Origin of the sequence: Flavobacterium sp. PL11 (assembly GCF_035985025.1) — a bacterium.
Taxonomy (GTDB): domain Bacteria; phylum Bacteroidota; class Bacteroidia; order Flavobacteriales; family Flavobacteriaceae; genus Flavobacterium.
Genome location: NZ_JAXCIA010000005.1, coordinates 114,067 through 134,471, shown reverse-complemented (window position 1 = coordinate 134,471; position 20,405 = coordinate 114,067). Strand labels below are relative to the sequence as shown.

At 31.5% G+C, this 20,405-nt stretch carries 19 protein-coding genes and 1 tRNA gene; 15 read left to right on the top strand and 5 right to left on the bottom strand.

The genetic code is table 11. The features are described from left to right. Positions 1-10: 10 nt before the first annotated feature. Both yihA and RCH18_RS04425 read right to left on the bottom strand, forming a co-directional pair. Positions 11-631, bottom strand: coding sequence for a ribosome biogenesis GTP-binding protein YihA/YsxC (gene yihA, locus RCH18_RS04430; RefSeq protein ID WP_326935542.1), 621 nt, complete (start codon positions 629-631; stop codon positions 11-13). 30 nt (positions 632-661) lie between these two features. Continuing rightward, on the bottom strand, positions 662-1,435 hold the full coding sequence (locus tag RCH18_RS04425) for an alpha/beta fold hydrolase (RefSeq protein ID WP_326935541.1): 774 nt from the start codon (positions 1,433-1,435) through the stop codon (positions 662-664). A gap of 367 nt (positions 1,436-1,802) precedes the next feature. Here RCH18_RS04425 and mraZ point away from each other — a divergent pair, with 367 nt between their 5' ends. The 15 genes from mraZ to RCH18_RS04350 all read left to right on the top strand — a co-directional run bounded on the left by mraZ (position 1,803) and on the right by RCH18_RS04350 (position 18,490). Then, the gene (gene mraZ, locus RCH18_RS04420; RefSeq protein ID WP_326935540.1) at positions 1,803-2,276 is read left to right on the top strand and encodes a division/cell wall cluster transcriptional repressor MraZ; all 474 of its coding nucleotides are present in this window, start codon (positions 1,803-1,805) and stop codon (positions 2,274-2,276) included. Further along, entirely contained in the window at positions 2,251-3,159 is a 909-nt protein-coding gene (rsmH, locus tag RCH18_RS04415) for a 16S rRNA (cytosine(1402)-N(4))-methyltransferase RsmH (protein WP_326935539.1), read from the top strand. Before mraZ ends, rsmH begins: the two co-directional genes overlap by 26 nt. Before the next feature lie 30 nt (positions 3,160-3,189). Then, positions 3,190-3,537, top strand: coding sequence for an FtsL-like putative cell division protein (locus RCH18_RS04410; protein WP_326935538.1), 348 nt, complete (start codon positions 3,190-3,192; stop codon positions 3,535-3,537). After that, positions 3,528-5,531, top strand: coding sequence for a penicillin-binding protein (locus RCH18_RS04405; protein ID WP_326935537.1), 2,004 nt, complete (start codon positions 3,528-3,530; stop codon positions 5,529-5,531). Before RCH18_RS04410 ends, RCH18_RS04405 begins: the two co-directional genes overlap by 10 nt. Beyond that, the gene (locus RCH18_RS04400) at positions 5,528-6,991 is read left to right on the top strand and encodes a UDP-N-acetylmuramoyl-L-alanyl-D-glutamate--2,6-diaminopimelate ligase (RefSeq protein WP_326935536.1); all 1,464 of its coding nucleotides are present in this window, start codon (positions 5,528-5,530) and stop codon (positions 6,989-6,991) included. The genes RCH18_RS04405 and RCH18_RS04400 overlap by 4 nt, the downstream gene beginning before the upstream one ends. A gap of 21 nt (positions 6,992-7,012) precedes the next feature. Further along, a complete protein-coding gene (gene mraY, locus RCH18_RS04395) occupies positions 7,013-8,245 on the top strand; it encodes a phospho-N-acetylmuramoyl-pentapeptide-transferase (RefSeq protein ID WP_326935535.1) in 1,233 nt (410 codons plus the stop codon). 1 nt (position 8,246) lies between these two features. Further along, positions 8,247-9,578, top strand: a complete 1,332-nt coding sequence (gene murD, locus RCH18_RS04390; protein ID WP_326935534.1) for a UDP-N-acetylmuramoyl-L-alanine--D-glutamate ligase — start codon at positions 8,247-8,249, stop codon at positions 9,576-9,578. A gap of 80 nt (positions 9,579-9,658) precedes the next feature. Continuing rightward, positions 9,659-10,945 carry an FtsW/RodA/SpoVE family cell cycle protein gene (locus tag RCH18_RS04385; protein ID WP_326935533.1) on the top strand — a complete coding sequence of 429 codons (1,287 nt, stop codon included), beginning with the start codon at positions 9,659-9,661 and terminating at the stop codon, positions 10,943-10,945. A gap of 23 nt (positions 10,946-10,968) precedes the next feature. Beyond that, positions 10,969-12,072 (top strand): undecaprenyldiphospho-muramoylpentapeptide beta-N-acetylglucosaminyltransferase, encoded by a 1,104-nt coding sequence (gene murG / locus RCH18_RS04380; protein WP_326935532.1) that lies wholly within the window; start codon positions 10,969-10,971, stop codon positions 12,070-12,072. A 41-nt stretch (positions 12,073-12,113) separates the two neighbouring features. Further along, complete coding sequence (gene murC, locus RCH18_RS04375) at positions 12,114-13,463, top strand: UDP-N-acetylmuramate--L-alanine ligase (RefSeq protein ID WP_326935531.1); 1,350 nt, start codon at positions 12,114-12,116, stop codon at positions 13,461-13,463. Next, the gene (locus tag RCH18_RS04370) at positions 13,450-14,172 is read left to right on the top strand and encodes a cell division protein FtsQ/DivIB (protein WP_326935530.1); all 723 of its coding nucleotides are present in this window, start codon (positions 13,450-13,452) and stop codon (positions 14,170-14,172) included. The genes murC and RCH18_RS04370 overlap by 14 nt, the downstream gene beginning before the upstream one ends. 6 nt (positions 14,173-14,178) lie before the next feature. After that, the gene (gene ftsA / locus RCH18_RS04365) at positions 14,179-15,561 is read left to right on the top strand and encodes a cell division protein FtsA (RefSeq protein ID WP_326935529.1); all 1,383 of its coding nucleotides are present in this window, start codon (positions 14,179-14,181) and stop codon (positions 15,559-15,561) included. A gap of 59 nt (positions 15,562-15,620) precedes the next feature. Then, positions 15,621-17,555, top strand: coding sequence for a cell division protein FtsZ (gene ftsZ / locus RCH18_RS04360; RefSeq protein ID WP_326935528.1), 1,935 nt, complete (start codon positions 15,621-15,623; stop codon positions 17,553-17,555). 347 nt (positions 17,556-17,902) lie between these two features. After that, positions 17,903-18,352 (top strand): GatB/YqeY domain-containing protein, encoded by a 450-nt coding sequence (locus tag RCH18_RS04355; RefSeq protein ID WP_326935527.1) that lies wholly within the window; start codon positions 17,903-17,905, stop codon positions 18,350-18,352. Positions 18,353-18,416: 64 nt separating this feature from the next. Further along, a tRNA-Arg gene (locus RCH18_RS04350) sits at positions 18,417-18,490 on the top strand. A 714-nt stretch (positions 18,491-19,204) separates the two neighbouring features. On the opposite strand, the gene RCH18_RS04345 is transcribed toward RCH18_RS04350, so the two are convergent. The 3 genes from RCH18_RS04345 to RCH18_RS04335 form a co-directional block, all read right to left on the bottom strand. Continuing rightward, on the bottom strand, positions 19,205-19,438 hold the full coding sequence (locus RCH18_RS04345; RefSeq protein ID WP_326935526.1) for a hypothetical protein: 234 nt from the start codon (positions 19,436-19,438) through the stop codon (positions 19,205-19,207). Continuing rightward, positions 19,438-19,749, bottom strand: a complete 312-nt coding sequence (locus RCH18_RS04340; RefSeq protein WP_326935525.1) for a hypothetical protein — start codon at positions 19,747-19,749, stop codon at positions 19,438-19,440. Before RCH18_RS04340 ends, RCH18_RS04345 begins: the two co-directional genes overlap by 1 nt. Positions 19,750-19,939: 190 nt before the next feature. Further along, positions 19,940-20,404 (bottom strand): hypothetical protein, encoded by a 465-nt coding sequence (locus RCH18_RS04335; protein WP_326935524.1) that lies wholly within the window; start codon positions 20,402-20,404, stop codon positions 19,940-19,942. Between the last annotated feature and the right edge of the window lies 1 nt (position 20,405).

Sequence of the window (20,405 nt, the reverse complement as noted above, 5' to 3'; positions counted from 1 at the left end):
ATTTCTTGTTTTAAAAACCGCTATTGTTTTTAAATACTTCTTGATTTACTTCATCAATGTAACCTAGTAATTCCTCTTTTCCAGTTGACTCAGTTGCTGAGGTTATAAAATATTGAGGCATTTCGGCCCAGTTATTAGCAAACATTTTCTTTTTATAAGCAGCAATATGAGAATCAATTTTTACTCGGCTTATTTTGTCAGCTTTGGTAAAAATGATACAAAAAGGAATTTCGCTTTCTCCCATATACGACATAAATTCTATGTCAATAGTTTGCGCTTCGTGGCGTATGTCTATTAGAACAAAAGCACAAACAAGTTGCTCTCTAGTTTCAAAATAATCAGTAATAAATTCTTGAAAAATAGATTTTGTTTTTTTGGAAACCTTGGCATAACCATAACCTGGTAAATCCACTAGAAACCAGTTGTTGTTAATTATAAAGTGATTAATCAGTTGTGTTTTTCCGGGTCGTCCGGATGTCTTTGCTAATTTTTTATGATTTGTTATCATATTGATCAACGAGGATTTCCCTACATTAGATCTGCCTATAAAAGCGTATTCCGGCAAGAAATCCTTAGGACATTTTGCAACATCGGAATTACTAATAACAAATTCGGCGGTATTAATTTTCATTTAAATAGGGTATAAAAAATCGTCAATTAATTAGTGTATCGCAAGGTGAGTTTGAGTTAACCATTCATGCAATAAACTATTGAACTCATCAGGATGTTCCATCATAGCAGCATGTCCACATTTATCAATCCAGTATAAAGTGGAATTTGGCAATAGCTTATTAAATTCCTCTGCCACATCTGGCGGCGTTACTTTATCATTCTTACCCCATATAATACAAGTTTGCACATGCATTTTAGGTAAATCTTTAGCCATATTATGACGAATAGCGCTTTTAGCAATCGTCAATGTTTTAATAAGCTTTATTCTGTCATTTATAGATTCGTAAACCTCGTCAATAAGTTCTTTAGTAGCTATTTTAGGATCGTAAAATACGTCCTCGGCTTTTTTCTTTATATATTCATAGTCGCCTCTTTTAGGATAACTATCACCCATTGCACTTTCATAAAGTCCTGAACTTCCTGTAATAATAAGTCCTGCGACTTTTTCAGGATACATTTTTGTATGGTATAAAGCGATATGTCCGCCTAATGAATTTCCTAAAAGTATAACGCGATCTAAACCTTTGAATGTGATAAAATCCTTGACATATTTAGCAAAACTTTTTACATTAGTTTTTAAAATATTCTGTGTGTATATAGGTAGATCTGGAATAATAATTTTATAACCTTTTGTAGAAAAATAACTGGCAACAGCGTCAAAGTTGCTAAGTCCTCCCATAAGCCCGTGTAAGATGACGATTGGAGTGCCTTCACCTACTTCATAATAACTGTATCTGCCTTCTTTTTTATAATTTTTTTCCATTTTATGTCAAACCCGATTTTCATTTTTGACAAATATATGATTTAATAAATAAAAATTAATTTTTACAACAGTTTTTAATTATAAAATCAACGAGAAAATATAATCTTTATAGCGATCATAGTAGTTCAAAAACACCAGAATATTTAAGTTTTTTATAATCTTTTTCTAATATTATCAATAGAATTCTATATTGTTAATATACTTGATTGATGCTGATTTTTTTATAATTAATAGGCAATTAATTAATCAAATAGTAATCACCAAATTAGTAATCATAATGGTTAAACTTATTAACAATGTGGTATTTTGTGGTAAAATGTGGTAAATTTTTTTCTATTTTTGCTTTAATCAATATATCATTTTTCAGGTGGAAACTATAGTTGGCACATATGAATGTAAGGTAGACGCTAAGGGGCGACTACTTTTGCCAGCGCCTTTAAAAAAGCAGATGGCTACTTCACTTCAAGATGGATTTGTCTTGAAGCGTTCTGTGTTTCAACCTTGTTTAGAGTTGTATCCAATGGAGGAATGGAATATGATGATGCAAAAAATCAATAAACTTAATCGTTTTGTAAAAAAGAATAATGACTTTATCCGACGCTTCACAGCGGGTGTAAAGCTGGTAGAAATTGACGCTTTAGGTCGCTTACTAATCCCTAAAGACTTAGTTTCCTTTGCTAATATAAGCAAGGATGTTGTCTTTTCATCTGCTGTAAATATAGTAGAGATTTGGGACAAAGATTTATACGAGAAATCGATAAGTGGTGAAGATGTTGATTTTGCAGATTTAGCCGAAGAGGTAATGGGTAATATAAATGACAATGACAATGGAATATCATAATCCGGTATTACTCCGCGCATCAGTGGATGGTTTGAATATTAAACCAGAGGGTATTTATGTTGATGTAACCTTTGGAGGTGGTGGTCACTCTAAAGAAATTTTGAGAAGATTAGGTCCTAATGGAAAATTATTTGCATTCGATCAAGATGAAGATTCTTTAGCTAATGCTTTAAGTGATGAAAGATTTACGCTGATAAATGAAAATTTTAGATTTATCAAACGTTTTCTTAGATTTTATGGAATTAAAAATGTTGATGGAATATTAGCTGATTTAGGAGTTTCTTCTCATCAATTTGACGTTCCTGAAAGAGGTTTTTCAACTCGTTTTGACGCAGGATTAGATATGAGAATGAGTCAAAAAAACGATTTAAATGCTTATAAGGTCGTTAATGAATATGACGAAGCTAATTTAAGAAGAGTTTTTTTAGACTACGGAGAACTTAAAAATGCACCCGTTTTAGCAAGAACAATTTTAGAAGCGAGAGAATTTAACCCAATTAAAACAACTGATAAGTTAAAAGAGATTTTATCTCAGCATTTACCCGAAAGAGTTAAAAATAAAGTTTTGGCTCAAATATATCAAGCCATTCGCATTGAAGTCAATCAAGAAATGGATGTTTTAAGAGAGTTTTTAGAACAATCTTTGGAAGTATTAAATCCTGAAGGACGGTTAAGCGTAATCTCTTATCACTCCTTAGAAGATAGGTTAGTAAAGCGTTTTATGAAAAACGGAATGTTTGAAGGGGAACCAGAGCGTGACTTTTTTGGAAATTTTTCAGTTCCTTTCAAAACTATCGGAAAATTAGTGGTTCCTGATCATGTTGAGATTAAAGAAAATAATAGAGCTAGAAGTGCCAAGTTAAGGATTGCCGAAAAAAAGTAGAATTGTCCACCAAGAATAAGGAAGTTAAAAATGAAAAATGGAGTATACAGTTTACTAAAAGCAAGATTTTTATTAAATGAGGATGCAGTAAAAAACTGGCGCTTTATTGTTTTTATCATTTTTTTAGGCATTTTAATGATTGCTAATACACAGCGCTTTGAGCAAAAGGTTTTTAAGATTATAGCTTTAACAAATAAGTCTAAAGAATTACGATCGGAATTTGTAGATAGACGATCGGAATTAATGAAATTAAAAATGGAATCTACAGTTTCTGCAAAGATGGTTGATAAAGGAATTTTTCCATCAACAGTTCCTCCAGTAAAAATAAAAGTTAGAAAAGAAAAGGAAAAAACATTTTTTCAAAAATTATGGCAGTAGAAGATAAACAAATATCATATCGTATTTATCTAGTGGCTTTTGGCATTTTTGTCATGGCTATCGCTATTGTTGTGAAACTAACTAATATTCAATGGGTAGAAGGTGATTATTATAGAAAATTAGCTAAGGAAAGAACGGTTAGAACATTTGTAATTCCAGCCAATAAAGGCAATATTTATTCAGCAGATGGTAGTTTGCTAGCCACTTCAATTCCCAATTATGAAATTCGATTTGATGCGCTTGCGCCAAAAGCAGATGCCTTTGAGAAAAATGTAAAAGCCCTAGCAGATTCATTAGCTACAATGTTAAATAAGCCTTCTGGATACTACGAGAATGAATTAAGAAAAGCGAGAGCAAACAAGAATAGATACTATTTACTTGCTCGAAATTTGAGTTATACACAATATTTTAAAATAAAAGGATTTCCATTATTTAATTTAGGTGCTTATAAAGGAGGAATAATTATAGAGCAAGAAACCATACGCGAACATCCAATAGGAAAAATAGCAGAACGTACAGTAGGTTACGAACGTACTTCTCATGGTAAATCATTTGATGGAAAAGGAATTGAATGGGCATTTAGAGAACAATTGAATGGCAAAGATGGTAAAGTTTTAAAGCAAAAAATTGCAAAGGGACAGTGGAAACCTATTCGTGATGTCAATGAAGTTGATCCACAAGATGGATATGATGTGATCTCTACTATAGACGTATATATTCAAGATATTGCACATCATGCTTTATTAAAACAATTAGAGTTATATGATGCTGATCATGGCTGTGTGGTAGTAATGGAAACACATACTGGTCATATCAAAGCAATCTCTAATTTAGGTAAGGGTAATGATGGAAGTTATTTTGAAACTACCAATTATGCAGTAGCTGAATCCCATGAACCCGGTTCTACTTATAAATTAGCTGATTTAATGGCGCTTTTAGAAGATAAAAAAGCAGATACAAGCACTGTTTATGACACTAATGGAGGCGTTATTGTTTATTCAGGTAGAAAAGTTCGCGATTCACAATTAGGGGGTTATGGCAAGATTTCTTTAGCTAGAGGTTTTGAAGTTTCATCAAATACCGTCCTAGTACAAGCAGTTTATCAAGCTTATAAAGATGAACCATCCCGATTTGTAAATCATCTTAATAATTTTGGATTAAATAAAAAATTAGGACTTTCAATTAAAGGAGAAGGCCAACCCTATATACCACAACCTTCAGATAAGAAATGGTCTAATGTCACGCTTCCTTGGATGGCCTTTGGATATGGAGTTCATATCACTCCAATGCAAACTTTAGCTTTCTACAATGCTGTTGCAAATAATGGAGAAATGGTAAAGCCACAATTTGTTTCTGAAATAAAAGAATGGAATAGAACTATTAAAAAATATAACAAAGAAGTTTTGATTCCCAAAATATGTTCGGATGCAACAATTTTAAAATTAAAAGCGGTATTAGAAAATGTAGTCAAAAAAGGAACGGGTAAAAAATTGTATTCTAAAGATTTTTCAATGGCGGGAAAAACCGGAACAGCGCAAGTTAATTATGGTAATAAGGGTGGATCAAAAATGTATTATGCGTCTTCATTTGTAGGTTACTTTCCAGCTGACCAGCCTAAATACTCTTGTATAGTTGTGGTTCATAAACCAAATACTAGACTGAATAATTTTTATGGAGCTGATGTCGCTGGTCCTGTTTTTAAAAGAATTGCACAAAAAATATTTACTGATGCGCCGTCAACTAACGAAATTAAAAACATAGATAAAAAAAATCTAAAACAAGACAAGGATTATAACTCCTATTTTACAAAATCAAATAAAAAACAACAAATAGTTCCTAACCTAAAAGGAATGTCAGGAATGGATGCAGTAGCGTTACTTGGAAATTTAGGACTAAAAGTCAAAATTACTGGTATGGGTAAAGTGCGTAAGCAGTCCGTTGAGGCAGGAGAGAATTTAGTAAAAAACACAACTATAGTATTAGAATTATCATGAATATCTTAAAAGAAATATTATATAAGGTCGCTATCGAATCTATAAAAGGGTCGACTGATATTTCTATTAATAGAATAGATTTTGATTCCCGAAAAATAGAGGCAAATGATGTCTTTGTTGCTATTCGTGGCACACTATCTAATGGTCATGATTTTATTGAAATTGCTATTCAAAATGGAGCAATAGCCATTATATGTGATTCGCTACCTGAGGATATAAAAAAAGGAATTACTTATGTAGAAGTAAGAAATACTAATTCGGCATTAGCTTTAATAGCAGCAAATTTTTATGATAATCCCTCTAAGGATTTAAAATTAATTGGAATCACAGGAACAAATGGTAAAACTACTATAGCTTCTTTATTATTTCAATTATTTCAAAAAGCAGGTTCAAAAGTAGGATTGTTATCAACTGTAAAAATTGTAGTAAATACTACTGATTATAAAGCTACTCATACAACTCCAGATTCAATTACTATCAATCATTATTTAAAAGAAATGGTAGATGCAGGTGTTGAATATTGTTTTATGGAGGTAAGTTCACACGGAGTACATCAAAAAAGAACAGAAGGACTACAATTTGTAGGTGGGATATTTACTAATTTATCTCATGATCATTTAGATTATCATCCAACCTTTGCTGAATATAGAGATGTTAAAAAATCATTTTTTGATAGTATGCCTAAATCAGCTTTTGTACTAACTAATATCGACGACAAAAATGGACAAGTAATGTTACAGAATACTGTGGCAAAAAAAGTTACTTATGCCTTAAAAACGTATGCTAATTACAACGCTCAAATATTAGAAAATCAATTATCAGGTTTACTCTTGAAAATAAATGGCAATGAAGTATGGACTAAATTAATAGGAACATTTAATGCCTATAATTTATTAGCGATATATGGAACTGCAGTTGAGTTAGGAATGGAAAGCTTAGAAGCTTTACGATTAATCTCAAATTTAGAAAGTGTTTCTGGTCGCTTTCAATTTATAGTGTCAAAATTAAATATTACCGCGATTGTTGATTATGCACATACTCCTGATGCACTAGAGAATGTGCTAAATACAATAAATGATATTCGCACAAAAAATGAACAGCTAATTACAGTTATAGGTTGTGGAGGAAACAGAGATACGTCAAAGCGTCCAGTGATGGGAGAAATTGCAACAAGTCTAAGTGATAAAGCCATTTTAACATCTGACAATCCAAGAAATGAAAATCCAGACGACATAATTAACGAAATGGAAAAAGGTGTTGCTCCTCAAAATTTTAAAAAATTATTAACCATTACTGATAGAAAACAAGCCATAACAACTGCATGTCAATTAGCACAAGCAAATGATATCATATTAATTGCTGGTAAGGGTCATGAAAATTATCAAGAAATTAAAGGGCAACGTTACCATTTTGACGATATGGAAACGGTAAAAGAGATTTTAGAAAAAATAAATAAATAATCAAATAAACCATAACCCCAAATGCTATATTACTTATTTGAATATTTAAACAAAACATTGGATGTTTCTGGAACGGGAGTATTTCAATACATTACAGTTCGATCTGCATTAGCATTTATGTTATCATTACTGTTATCTACTATTTATGGAAAAAGAATAATCCAATTTTTGCAAACACAGCAAGTGGGTGAAACCGTTCGTGAGCTAGGATTGATCGGTCAGAATGAGAAGGCAGGAACACCTACAATGGGCGGGTTGATAATCATTTTTGCAACGTTAGTTCCTGTTATGCTATTTGCAAAATTACATAATATATACATTGTTTTATTGATTGTCACTACGCTATGGATGGGTACAATTGGATTTATAGATGATTATATTAAAATTTTTAAAAAAGATAAGGAAGGGTTAAAAGGTATTTTTAAAGTTTTTGGACAAGTTGGTTTAGGATTAATTGTAGGATCAGTATTGTATTTTAGTCCAGCAGTTACTGTTAGACAAGATACTGTTAAAACTAATATTTTTAAAGTATCAACAACAGAGAATGTTATAGTTCAAGCACCTATAGAAGAAAAATCTACTGTAACTACAATTCCTTTTTTTAAAAATAACAAATTTGATTATGCTGAATTATTAGCTTGGACAGGCGACGGTTATCAAAAATGGGCTTGGTTGGTATTTATACCTATTGTGATTTTTATTATAACGGCAGTTTCAAATGGTGCCAATTTAACAGATGGCATTGACGGCCTTGCTGCAGGTACATCGGCCATATCAGTCTTTGCGTTAGGGATTTTTACATTTGTATCAGGTAACATTATTTTTTCTAATTATTTAAATATTCCCTACATCCCAAATTCTGGAGAAATGACTGTTTTTATAGCAGCTTTTGTAGGTGCATTGATTGGATTTTTATGGTACAATTCCTATCCTGCTTCAGTGTTTATGGGGGATACAGGAAGTTTAACCATTGGTGGAATCATTGCAGTATTAGCAATTGCAGTACGAAAAGAGATGCTAATTCCATTATTATGTGGAATTTTCTTGGTCGAAAATCTATCTGTAGTTCTTCAGGTTAGTTATTTTAAATATACAAAAAAACGCTATGGCGAAGGCCGAAGAATATTCTTAATGTCTCCGCTGCATCATCATTATCAAAAGAAGGGATATCATGAGAGCAAAATTGTAACCCGGTTTTGGATTGTTGCCATAATGCTTGCTATACTTTCAATTATCACTTTAAAATTCAGATAATATGCGATTAGTGATTTTGGGTGGTGGCGAAAGCGGCGTAGGAACAGCTATTCTCGGTAAGAAAAATGGCTATGATGTTTTTGTTTCGGATAGTAATAAGATTAAAGAAAATTATAAACAAGTTCTTATTAATAATGGTATTAATTGGGAAGAAGAGCAGCATACAGAAAGCTTAATTCTAAATGCTGATGTAGTTATGAAAAGTCCTGGAATTCCAGATAAAGCTTTAATTATAAAAAAATTAGTAGAGAAAGGAATATCGGTAATTTCAGAAATTGAATTTGCTGCTCCCTTTACTAGTGCAACTATTATTGGGATAACAGGTAGTAATGGAAAAACGACCACCACAATGCTCACCTACCATTTATTAAAATCAGCAGGATTAAATGTGGGATTAGGTGGAAATATAGGTAAAAGTTTTGCGTGGGAAGTAGCTGATAAAAAATATGATTCTTATGTGCTGGAATTAAGCAGTTTTCAGCTTGATGGAATTATAAACTTTAAACCACACATTGCAATTATTACTAATATTAGTCCAGATCATTTAGATAGGTATGAATATAATTATGAAAACTATATCAATGCCAAATTTAGAATAACAATGAATCAGTCTGAAGATGATTATCTCATCTATGACGCCGATGATGAGGCGATAAAACAATGGTTACAAACGCATACCGTAAAAGCAAAATTAATTCCTTTTTCATTGACAAAAACGTTTACTGAAGGAGCATATATAAAAGATAATACTATGGAAATCAAAATCAGAGGAGAAGAATTTACAATGGATACAGATCACATTGCGTTAGAAGGGAAACATAATATTAAAAATGCAATGGCAGCAACATCTGTAGCAAAGTTAATGCAAATAAGAAAGGCAACAATTAGAGAAAGTTTATCTAATTTTCAGGGTGTAGAACATCGTTTAGAAAAAGTTTCGAAAATTCAAAATGTTCAATATATAAATGATTCTAAAGCGACAAATGTAAATGCTACCTTTTTTGCATTAGATAGTATGAACTCACCTACTGTTTGGATTGTTGGCGGAGTTGATAAGGGCAATGATTACAATGAATTAATGTCATTAGTACGCGAGAAAGTTAAAGCAATAATTTGTTTGGGAATTGACAATAAAAAAATAATCAACATATTTGGAAATGTTGTAGATATTATGATAGAAGTAAACAATATGAGCGAGGCGGTTCAAATGGCACAGCGTTTAACTGAAAAAGGAGATACGGTTTTATTATCGCCAGCTTGTGCAAGTTTTGATTTATTTGAAAGCTATGAAGACCGTGGAAATCAATTTAAAGCAGCAGTTAAAAATTTATAATAGCTATTTTTAACAGTTTACAAATTTGAAAAAAGTACCTTTTATTGACTAATAAAAAAAAGGTATAAATAAAAAAAAGGATGAAAAGATTAATAGGCAATTTAAAAGGGGATAAGGTAATTTGGTCATTTGTGGCTTTATTAGCTTTGCTGTCGTTTATGCCTGTTTTTAGTGCGAGTAGTAATTTAGCTTATTTAGGTCGTGGAACAGGAAATACGTTGGGGTATTTAATGAAACATCTTGGGCATATTGCTTGTGGCTTTGCGATTATTTATTTTGTACATAAAATTCCATATCAGTATTTTAGATCTATCTCTAAGTGGTTATTGCCCGTAGTTTGGATAGTGTTAGCAATAACTATGATAAAAGGAACAGTAATAGGAGGAGCAAATGCTTCTAGATGGCTTCAAATTCCATTTGTAGGGATTTCGTTTCAACCGTCAGCTTTTGCAGCTTTAGTACTATTTGTATTTGTAGCGCGATATTTATCGAAAACAAGATTAAAAAAAATTGATTTTGTCGAATCTTTAAAAGAGTTATGGTTACCTGTATTTATCACTTTATTTTTTATTCTACCATCAAATTTTTCTACAACAGCGTTAATTTTTTCGATGATATTAATGCTTGTATTTATTGGAAATTATCCTTTTAAGTATATTTCTATTATTCTTGGCACCGGATTGCTATTACTTTCATTTTATATTTTAGTAGCTAAAGCTTTTCCGGATGCATTCAAAAACCGTGTGGATACCTGGGAAAGTAGAATAGAAAGTTATTTGAACGATAAGCCTAATGAAGATGATTATCAAATAGAGAAAGCTAAAATTGCAATCGCATCCGGTATGGTATATGGATTAGGGCCAGGCAAGAGTGTTCAAAAGAATTTTTTACCACAGTCCTCTTCTGATTTTATTTACGCAATTATTATTGAGGAATACGGATTGATTGGTGGTCTGGGAATTTTATTATTGTATTTATTGTTATTATTTAGATTTGTTATTGCATCTCACAAAGCAACAACAATTTTTGGGAAATTAGTGGTCATAGGCTTAGGTTTTCCAATGATATTTCAAGCGATGATTAATATGGCCGTGGCTGTAGAATTATTACCTGTAACGGGTCAAACATTACCCTTAATAAGTAGCGGTGGAACCTCTATATGGATGACGTGTATTGCCCTAGGTATTATTTTAAGTGTGACTAAAAAAGAAGAGGAAATAGTTCAGGAATTTAAAGATGCTGCTAAAAGAGAAGAAGCACTTCAAAAATTAATTGATAGAGAATTAGCAGAAGAAGACGAAGTTGAAGAGGTGTATTCTATTGATGATAGAGCGAATAATCCAATTCAAGCAGTGATCAATAAGTAATAGAAATTATAGTTATAATAACAATGCAAACATATAAATTCATTTTAAGCGGTGGCGGAACAGGAGGACATATCTATCCTGCTATTGCTATTGCCAATGAATTAAAAGCACGTTTTCCTAATGCTGAATTTTTATTTGTAGGTGCTCATGACAAAATGGAAATGCAAAAAGTTCCCCAAGCAGGTTATCAAATAAAAGGGCTGTGGATTTCAGGATTACAAAGAAGACTAACATTTGACAATACTTTATTTCCAATTAAATTGATGAGTAGCTTGATAAAAGCTCGTAAAATAATTAAGGAATTCAAGCCAAACATAGTTATAGGGACTGGCGGATTTGCAAGTGGCCCACTTTTACACGTGGCCGCACTTTCAAATATCCCTACTGTTATTCAAGAGCAAAATTCATATCCAGGTATAACTAATAAATTATTAAGTAAAAGAGCAGATAAAATATTTATAGCCTATGAGAATTTAGAACATTTTTTTCCAAAAGAAAAAATGATTTTAACAGGTAATCCTGTTCGTCAAGATTTTTTAGATATAAATTCTAAAAGAAGTGAAGCAATGTCATATTTCAATTTAGATGACAATAAAAAAACGTTATTAATTCTCGGTGGTAGTTTAGGTTCTAAAAGAATAAATCTATTAATAGCAGAAAAATTAAATTTTCTATTAGACTTAGGGATTCAAATTTTTTGGCAATGTGGAAATTCGTATATGACAGAATATAAACATTTTTCAGAGACGCAAGATGTTCAAGTAGTTTCTTTTATTGATAGAATGGATTTGATCTATGCAGCCGCTGATTTTGTAATTTCAAGAGCGGGTGCATCATCTGTTTCAGAGTTGTGCTTAGTGGCAAAACCAACCATTTTTATTCCGTCTCCAAATGTTGCGGAAGATCATCAAACTAAAAACGGAAAGGCGATAGTTGATAAAAATGGTGCATTGTTAATTAAAGAAAGTGAATTAAACGACAATTTTGAATCTGTTTTTAATAGATTGTTATATGATGAAAATTTGCAAAATAATTTAAGCGATAACATGAAAAAATTAGCTAAACCAAATGCAACAAAAGATATAGTAGACGAGATAATAAAATTGATTCAAAGTCCGAGTTCGTAAAAGTAAATTTTGTTAAACTTGAAGATTTTACATAAAATAAAATGAATTTAAAACAAATAGATAACGTATACTTTATAGGCATCGGAGGAATCGGGATGAGTAATCTTGCGCGTTATTTTAAAAACTTGGGAAAGGAAATTTGCGGATATGATAAAACACCTTCTAATCTAACTAGTGAACTAATTGAAAGTGGAATTTTAATACATTTTGAAGATCAAATTAATTTGATTCCTAAAAATTTTTATGTAGAAAATACGTTAGTTATTATAACCCCAGCAGTACCAATAACACATTCTGAATGGAATTATTTCATAGAAAGAGATTATATAATAAAAAAAAGAGCTGAGGTTTTAGGTTTAATTAGTAAAGATACCTTCTGCTTTGCAGTGGCAGGAACACATGGTAAAACGACAACTTCTGGTATACTAGCACATATTTTATTTGAAAGTGGAGCTGATGTTACTGCTTTCATAGGTGGAATAGTTGAAAATTACAACTCAAACCTTATAGGTAGTGGAAAAACAGTTACAGTAGTTGAAGCTGATGAATTTGATCGATCCTTTTTACATCTCTATCCTAATATTGCCTGCATTACATCTATGGATGCTGATCATTTAGATATTTATGGAACTAGCGAGGCTATAGAAGAATCATTTATAGAATTTGCAAATAAAATAGAAAATAAAAACAACCTTTTTATTACGAAACAACTATCTATTGAAGGCGTGATATGCGCCATAGATGAAGAGGCGGCTTACAAGGCATTTAATATAAAAATAAGTGATGGAAATTATATATTTGATGTACAGACGCCAAATGAGATAATTAAAAATTTTAATTTTGCTCTACCTGGTAGACATAATTTAATGAATGCTTTAATGGCTATTGCAATGGCTGATTTATATGGTACTCCAGCAGATGAAATCATAAAAGCTTTAGCGTCATTCAATGGGATTAAAAGAAGATTTTCTTACCAGGTAAAAACAAGTTCAAAGGTGTATATAGATGATTATGCGCATCATCCTACAGAAATAAATGCCGTTTATCAAGCAGTTTCAGAATTGTATCCAGGTCAAAAAACGTTAGCTATATTTCAGCCTCATTTATTTAGTAGAACAAGAGATTTTGGTGATGACTTTGCAAAGAGTTTATCCGCATTTGATGAAGTATTGTTGTTAAATATTTATCCAGCTCGCGAATTACCTATTGAGGGTATAAGCTCTAATTGGCTATTGAATAAAATGACCAATAATAATGTAAGTATAATTGATAAAAAAGATATAGTTTCAAAAATTTTAGAGAGCCATGCAAGCGTAATTATTACTATTGGAGCGGGTGATATTGGAGAATTAGTTCCATCAATTAAAAAAGCAATTTATGAAAGTATTTAATTGGAACAATATTAGATTACTTCTAATGTTTATAGTGGTAATTTTTCTATTTTCATTTACTTCAAAACGTAATGAAAACAGAAAACTTTCAAAATCCATTATTATATTTGAAGGAAATAGCACACCATTTGTTAGGCGTGAAGCAATTACTAAATTGTTAATAGAAAATAACACTGATGTGTCTAGCATAAGAAAAGTTAATTTAGATTTGCAAAAGTTGGAAAAAGGCTTAAATGCTCAAAAAATGATTGAAAAATCAGATGTATTTGTAAGTGTTGATGGTGTATTAAAGGCTGTAATTAAGCAAAAAACCCCTATAGCAAGGGTTTTTGATAAAGATGGTTCTAGTTATTTTGATTATCAAGGAAGTAGAATGCCTTTGTCAATAAATTATACGGCGAGAGTACCGTTAATTACGGGAAAAATGACTAGTATTGATAACGAAGTTTTAACTACTTTTTTAAGGTTTATATATGATGATTCATTTCTAAAGAAAAACATAATAGGAATCGAAATTATGCCAGATGGCACCATTACGATGCTTAATAGAAACTTCGATTATCAAATAAATTTTGGCAAAGTTGAAAATATGGAGCAAAAATTTAAAAATTATAAAGCTTTTTTTCAAAAGGCAGTTTTAGATAGTTCGTTGTATAAATATAGAAATATTGATCTCCGCTTTACGGAACAAGTAGTTTGCACTAAATAATAGATGATGGAAAAAGAAAATATTGCAGTAGGTCTAGATATAGGGACAACTAAAATTGTTGCCATGATAGGCAAGAAAAATGAATATGGTAAACTGGAAATTTTAGGTATAGGAAAATCTAAAAGTTTGGGCGTAGCTAGAGGTGTGGTAAATAATATTACGCAAACTATCTTATCTATACAGCAAGCAGTTCAAGAAGCAGAGAATAATTCAGGTTACAAAATAAAAGATGTCGTTGTTGGAATAGCAGGGCAACACATTCGTAGTATTCAACATACTGATTACATTAGCAGAAATAATCCTGAAGAAGTTATAGGCGGGATGGACATTCAGCTTTTAATAGATCAAGTAAATAAATTGGCGATGTTACCTGGAGAGGAAATTATTCATGTTCTTCCGCAGGAATTTAAAATTGATGGTCAATCGGGGATAAAAGAACCTATTGGAATGTATGGTGGACGATTAGAATCTAGTTTTCATGTTGTGGTAGGACAAGCCTCGTCCATTCGCAATGTAGGAAGATGTATCCAAAGTGCAGGAATTGAATTATCGGGATTGACATTAGAACCTTTAGCCTCGGCAGATGCTGTTTTAAGCCAAGAAGAGAAAGAAGCGGGTGTTGCATTAATCGATATAGGTGGTGGAACAACTGATTTAGCGATCTTTAAAGATGCTATTATTCGTCATACCGCTGTAATACCTTTTGGAGGTAATGTCATTACAGATGATATTAAAGAAGGATGTTCAATTATAGAAAAACAAGCCGAATTATTAAAAATTAAATTTGGATCTGCTTGGCCGGGAGAAAATAAAGATAATGAGATTGTATCCATACCAGGATTAAGAGGTAGAGAACCAAAAGAGATATCATTAAAAAATCTATCAAAGATTATTCATGCGCGAGTGGTAGAAATCGTAGATTTGGTTTTTACAGAAGTGAAGGCTTATGGTCATGAAGATCCTCGTAAAAAATTAATTGCAGGAATTGTACTTACAGGTGGAGGTGCACAGTTAAAGCATATTAAGCAATTAGTGGAATATATTACTGGAATGGATACTAGAATAGGATATCCTAATGAGCATTTAGCTGGAAATTCTGATGAGGACATTGCAAGCCCATTATATGCCACAGCAGTAGGATTAGTAATGAAAAGTATTGAGAATAAGTCACAAAGTGCCGTGCGAATTGAAGCTTTAACACAAGCTAAAGCACCTGTTTATAGACCGGCAGTTGTGCAAGATTCAATTGATGAAAAATCGCAGATGGTTGAAAATGTTGAGGATGAAAATGGAAATGAAAAGCAAACTTCAACAGTAAATAGAATACAACGCAATTTCTTTGATCGATATGTAGATAAAATCAAAGACTTTTTAGAAAACGCAGAATAATTGGCTTAGCCAAATAATTATAAGATTTAGTAATATAACAATTTCAAAAACCAAATAAGATGATGAGCGACCCAGAATTTGGAAGTATTTCATTTGATTTACCAAAGAATCAATCAAATGTTATAAAAGTTATAGGAGTAGGTGGAGGAGGAAGCAATGCCATAAATCACATGTTTAAACAAGGGATTAAAGGTGTAGATTTTATAGTTTGCAATACCGATTCTCAGGCATTACAAAATAGTTCAGTTCCAAATAAAATTCAGTTAGGAGTACATCTAACGGAAGGCCTTGGTGCTGGTGCAAATCCTGATGTAGGACAGCAATCAGCTATCGAAAGTATTTCTGATATCGAGAAAATGTTAGATCGTAATACCAAAATGGTATTTATCACCGCCGGAATGGGTGGAGGAACTGGAACAGGTGCAGCACCAGTTATTGCACAATTAGCTAAAGAAAGAGATATTCTTACTGTAGGAATTGTAACGTTGCCGTTTTTATTTGAAGGTAAAGTGCGTCAAGAGCAAGCGCAAATTGGTATTGAAAAACTGCGCAAGCAAGTCGATTCCTTAATAGTTATCAATAACAATAAGTTAAGAGAAGTATACGGGAATCTTGGTTTCAAAGCTGGATTTTCGAAAGCAGATGAAGTTTTGGCAACAGCCTCAAGAGGAATTGCTGAAGTCATTACACACCATTATACTCAAAATATTGATTTAAGAGATGCTAAAACAGTTTTGTTCAATAGCGGAACCGCCATTATGGGATCATCTGTTTCATCTGGTGAAAATAGAGCTAAAGAGGCGATTATTGCCGCATTAGACTCCCCATTATTAAATGATAATAAAATCACTGGAGCTAAGAACGTGTTGCTTCTTATCGTTTCAGGAACTAATGAGATTACCATCGATGAAATAGGGGAAATCAATGATCATATTCAAGTTGAAGCAGGTCATAATGCTAATATTATCATGGGTGTAGGTGAGGATGAATCTCTTGGTGATGCTATAGCTGTTACTATAATTGCGACAGGATTTGACATTGAGCAACAAAACGAAATTGTAAATACGGAACCAAAAAAAATAATTCACACACTTGAAGATGAGCAAAGAAGTGTCTATAATTTAAGTAATAAATCAGTTAAAGCATTTGATTTAAATGCTGATTCTATAGGTTCTGGTACTAACGAGCGTGTTGTTTATGATCTACTTGAAGATGTAACAATAGCTTCAGATGCAACAGTTACAATACCAACAACTGCTACTGATGATGCTACTGAAATATACGATCTAGCTAAAAATCTAGATGTGTCTTTTGAAATTGTATCGCCTATTAGTGATGTTGATTTTAAAATTAGTTCGCCTGCTGCAGATATAAAGCCAGTACAACCAAAAGTAATTGAGAGACAAGATCAAACTACTTTTTCATTTGACCTTCCCTTGTTTAAAACTGAGGTTAAGGAGCCTTCACATGAAAAAAAAGCGATATTTGAATATACTAGTGAAGTCAACGAAATAACAGTAAATGAAGCAATTCAATTTATTCCAGTAACTGAGTTGTCTGATAAAGGTATTATTAAATATTCTTTAGAGGAGTTTATGGAGAAAGAACCTGAATTTATGGCTAAGCCAATAATTAAGATTCCAGAAGTAGTTGTACCAGCAGAACTAAATATTACGATGAAACAAGTTCCAAAATCTAATGTCTTTGTAGCAGATGCAGAACCGATCTCACCAATGGAAATGACAATTGAGGACACTGTGCGTATGAGAGCTGATGAAAGAAGAAAAAAGCTAAAGGAATTCAATTATAAATTTCATAACAATGTTTCTAAAATTGACGAATACGAAAAGGAACCTGCATATAAAAGATCAGGGATTGATATTTCTAATAGCGCTTTAAATAACAGCAATTCCAGAATATCAGTGGGAACAGATAGTAATAATGATTTGCAATTACGCTCAAACAATTCATATTTACATGATAACGTAGATTAAGAAATTTAAAAATAATAATAATGACCCGAAGATTATTGCTAATTTTTGGGTCATTATTATTTAATATGAAGCGAATATGTGTTGTGGTTTTCACTAAATTGCTTTAAATTTGCCATGATACCATCTATTTGTTTTTTAATACTTCAAATATTTTAATTTACATTTCAAAAATTTTAAAAGTTATAATAAATTGGAAATATGAACATTTTTATCAAAATTATCGCCGTCTTTTTTATTTTCTAAATCAGTTTAAGATGTTGTAATGTTGTTATTAAACATAAGGGTTAAATAGAAGTTTTTACGTAAAAGTCAAAATATAAAATCAAGAATATAAAATACAAAAGTAAATGAGTTTATCAATATTAATCATGGATGATATTAAAACAGCCATGAGAGCCAAAGATACTGTAGCTTTAGAAGCATTAAGAGCTATTAAATCTGAGATCTTATTAGCGCAAACAGCAACTGGGTCTAAGGAAGAAATTACTGCCGATGATGAGGTTAAGTTGTTACAAAGACTAGTAAAAACGCGAAAAGAAAGTGCTAGGATTTTTACGGAACAAAACCGTATGGATTTAGCTGAGCCTGAACTAGCTCAAATCGCTGTAATTGAAAAATTTCTTCCAGCACAATTGAGTGAAATGGAAGTTGAAGCTGTAATTGCTAAAATTATCTCAGAAACTGGAGCGTCAGGAATTGCTTCCATGGGGAAAGTTATGGGAATAGCATCAGTACAATTAGGTGGAACTGCAGAAGGAAAAACAATTTCTACAATTGTAAAAAAATTATTGGTTTAGAAAATGTAGTTTAGATAGCGATTTTAATATTTAAAATCATTAGACAACAATCTATAATCATAATGGCTGCGTAGTTCAACTGGATAGAATATCAGATTTCGACTCTGAGGGTTGCAGGTTCGAACCCTGTCGCGGTCACTAATAGTATTGGTTTTATAGGGTTTACGGGTTTTTCGTGCAACCAACGTGCAACCATTTTTAAAACGCTCTAATTTAGGGCGTTTTTTTATGCTTTGGAATTAAAAAATGCTATTGAGTTCAAAGTATGCCAAATTAATAACTCCAGCAGTTGCTCCTGGTTAATCCAAAAAGTGATTGAGAATTATTTTTTTTACAATACTGTAAATTTAAAGGATATATTCAAAAGTACATATTAACGTATGTGATTGATAAAATATGAACTTAGATAAACGAACGTCTATATTGAACTATAAATTAATAAGATTTAGTAATTATCTATAAAAATATAAAATTTCTTTTCTTTTCATTATAACGTTCGTTATTCTGAACGCTCCAAAATTAAGGTTTACGCATGAACAGATAGTAACGAAGTTTTATTTATTACATTTCAATTCCTATAAAAAACCAATCGTTTCGCAAAACGTGTTTTTATTTTTTCATCATTGATAGCAAGGTTTAACAAAGTATTTTGACGATCCCAGGAACAAAAAAACGTTAACTTTTATTATGATTCCACGTCCAAGCTTTCAAGTCCTATAAAAATTGGTTTACATTCAGCATCTTTCCATTTGCCCCAATAGTCTTTTAGCGAAGTGATTAACCCAGCTATTTGTTCGGAATTTACGACTATCTGTTCACGCACGAACAGATAGTAATGAACTTTTATTTTTATTAAGATTCATATTCTATCTGATCAGGATTGATGCCTTTACCTAAAATAATTCTTTTATTTTCGTTTTGGCTATTGTCATCAATTGTTTCTATTAATTCAGCTACGGTGTCAAAGTTACCAAGTATTGCAACATTTAAACATCGGTTGATAATTGTTATTTTATCGCTTATGCTTACATCTGAATTTAATATAAAATCTTTTAATTCGTCGATATCGTTTATTTGAATTTCCATTAATACTGATCGTTAAACTCGTTAATCATTCGCTTCACGTCTTCAGGTGTTGTAATATTAACAACAATAGGAATAAATGCGTTTTCAGTTGTTGTACTTAATTCTGTTGCCTTTAATGTAGGTAGTACAAATTTTGATAATTCTAAAATAACTTTAATTCGCTCAAATGGTTTGAGTTCTTTTAAATCGCTTTCTAACTGTTCGAGGTTGTTCTCTATAAGATATTGAAAACTGTTTCTTATTTCCGCTGTATCTTTGTTTGTTACTCCTTTGGTTCTCCCTCCAAACTTTTGTCCTGTGTTGTTTGCCATTTGATTCTATTTTAAACTATAATAGGTTAAACAAATTTAATATTTATTTTCAATAGATAATACTTATAGTTATATTTGTTAAGGTTTTACGCATTGCCTGTGGAAAACTATTTGAACAAAAAAAAAGGCGTTCCGTTATGGTTCGCCTTTTTAGATTAAATTCTCAAACTAAAACTTGCTTTAGTAAATTTTAATTCACTACAAATTCAAGTTCATTATCTGCAAATAGTTTTGCAAAAGAAAACATAGAATTAAATTGATCTTTGAAAATCGACCCTTTCATTCCTTTGTTAATTATTTTTTCATATTCCTCTGGTATGTTTGCAAAATTTGAATTTATTCTTGACTTTGCAAATCCAGTTAAGACAATCAAATTATCTTTAGCAACCAACTTCAAAATATAGGTGCTCGTTTTATCATTACTTAGCTTTGGAGCTGTTTCGATAATAAAAAATTCATTGTCTTTTTTATCAATTGAAAAATCATTATCAATAATAGTCTGTGCTATTAAATTAAAGTTAGAAATTTTATCACTTGAATTTTTGATAATTATTTTAACCGTATTTTTAGGCGGAGTAATGTTTGATTTAGATTGACTTGAAACAATTCCATAAACAAAAAAAATGCAAAGTAAAATAATGTATTGTGCTCTCATA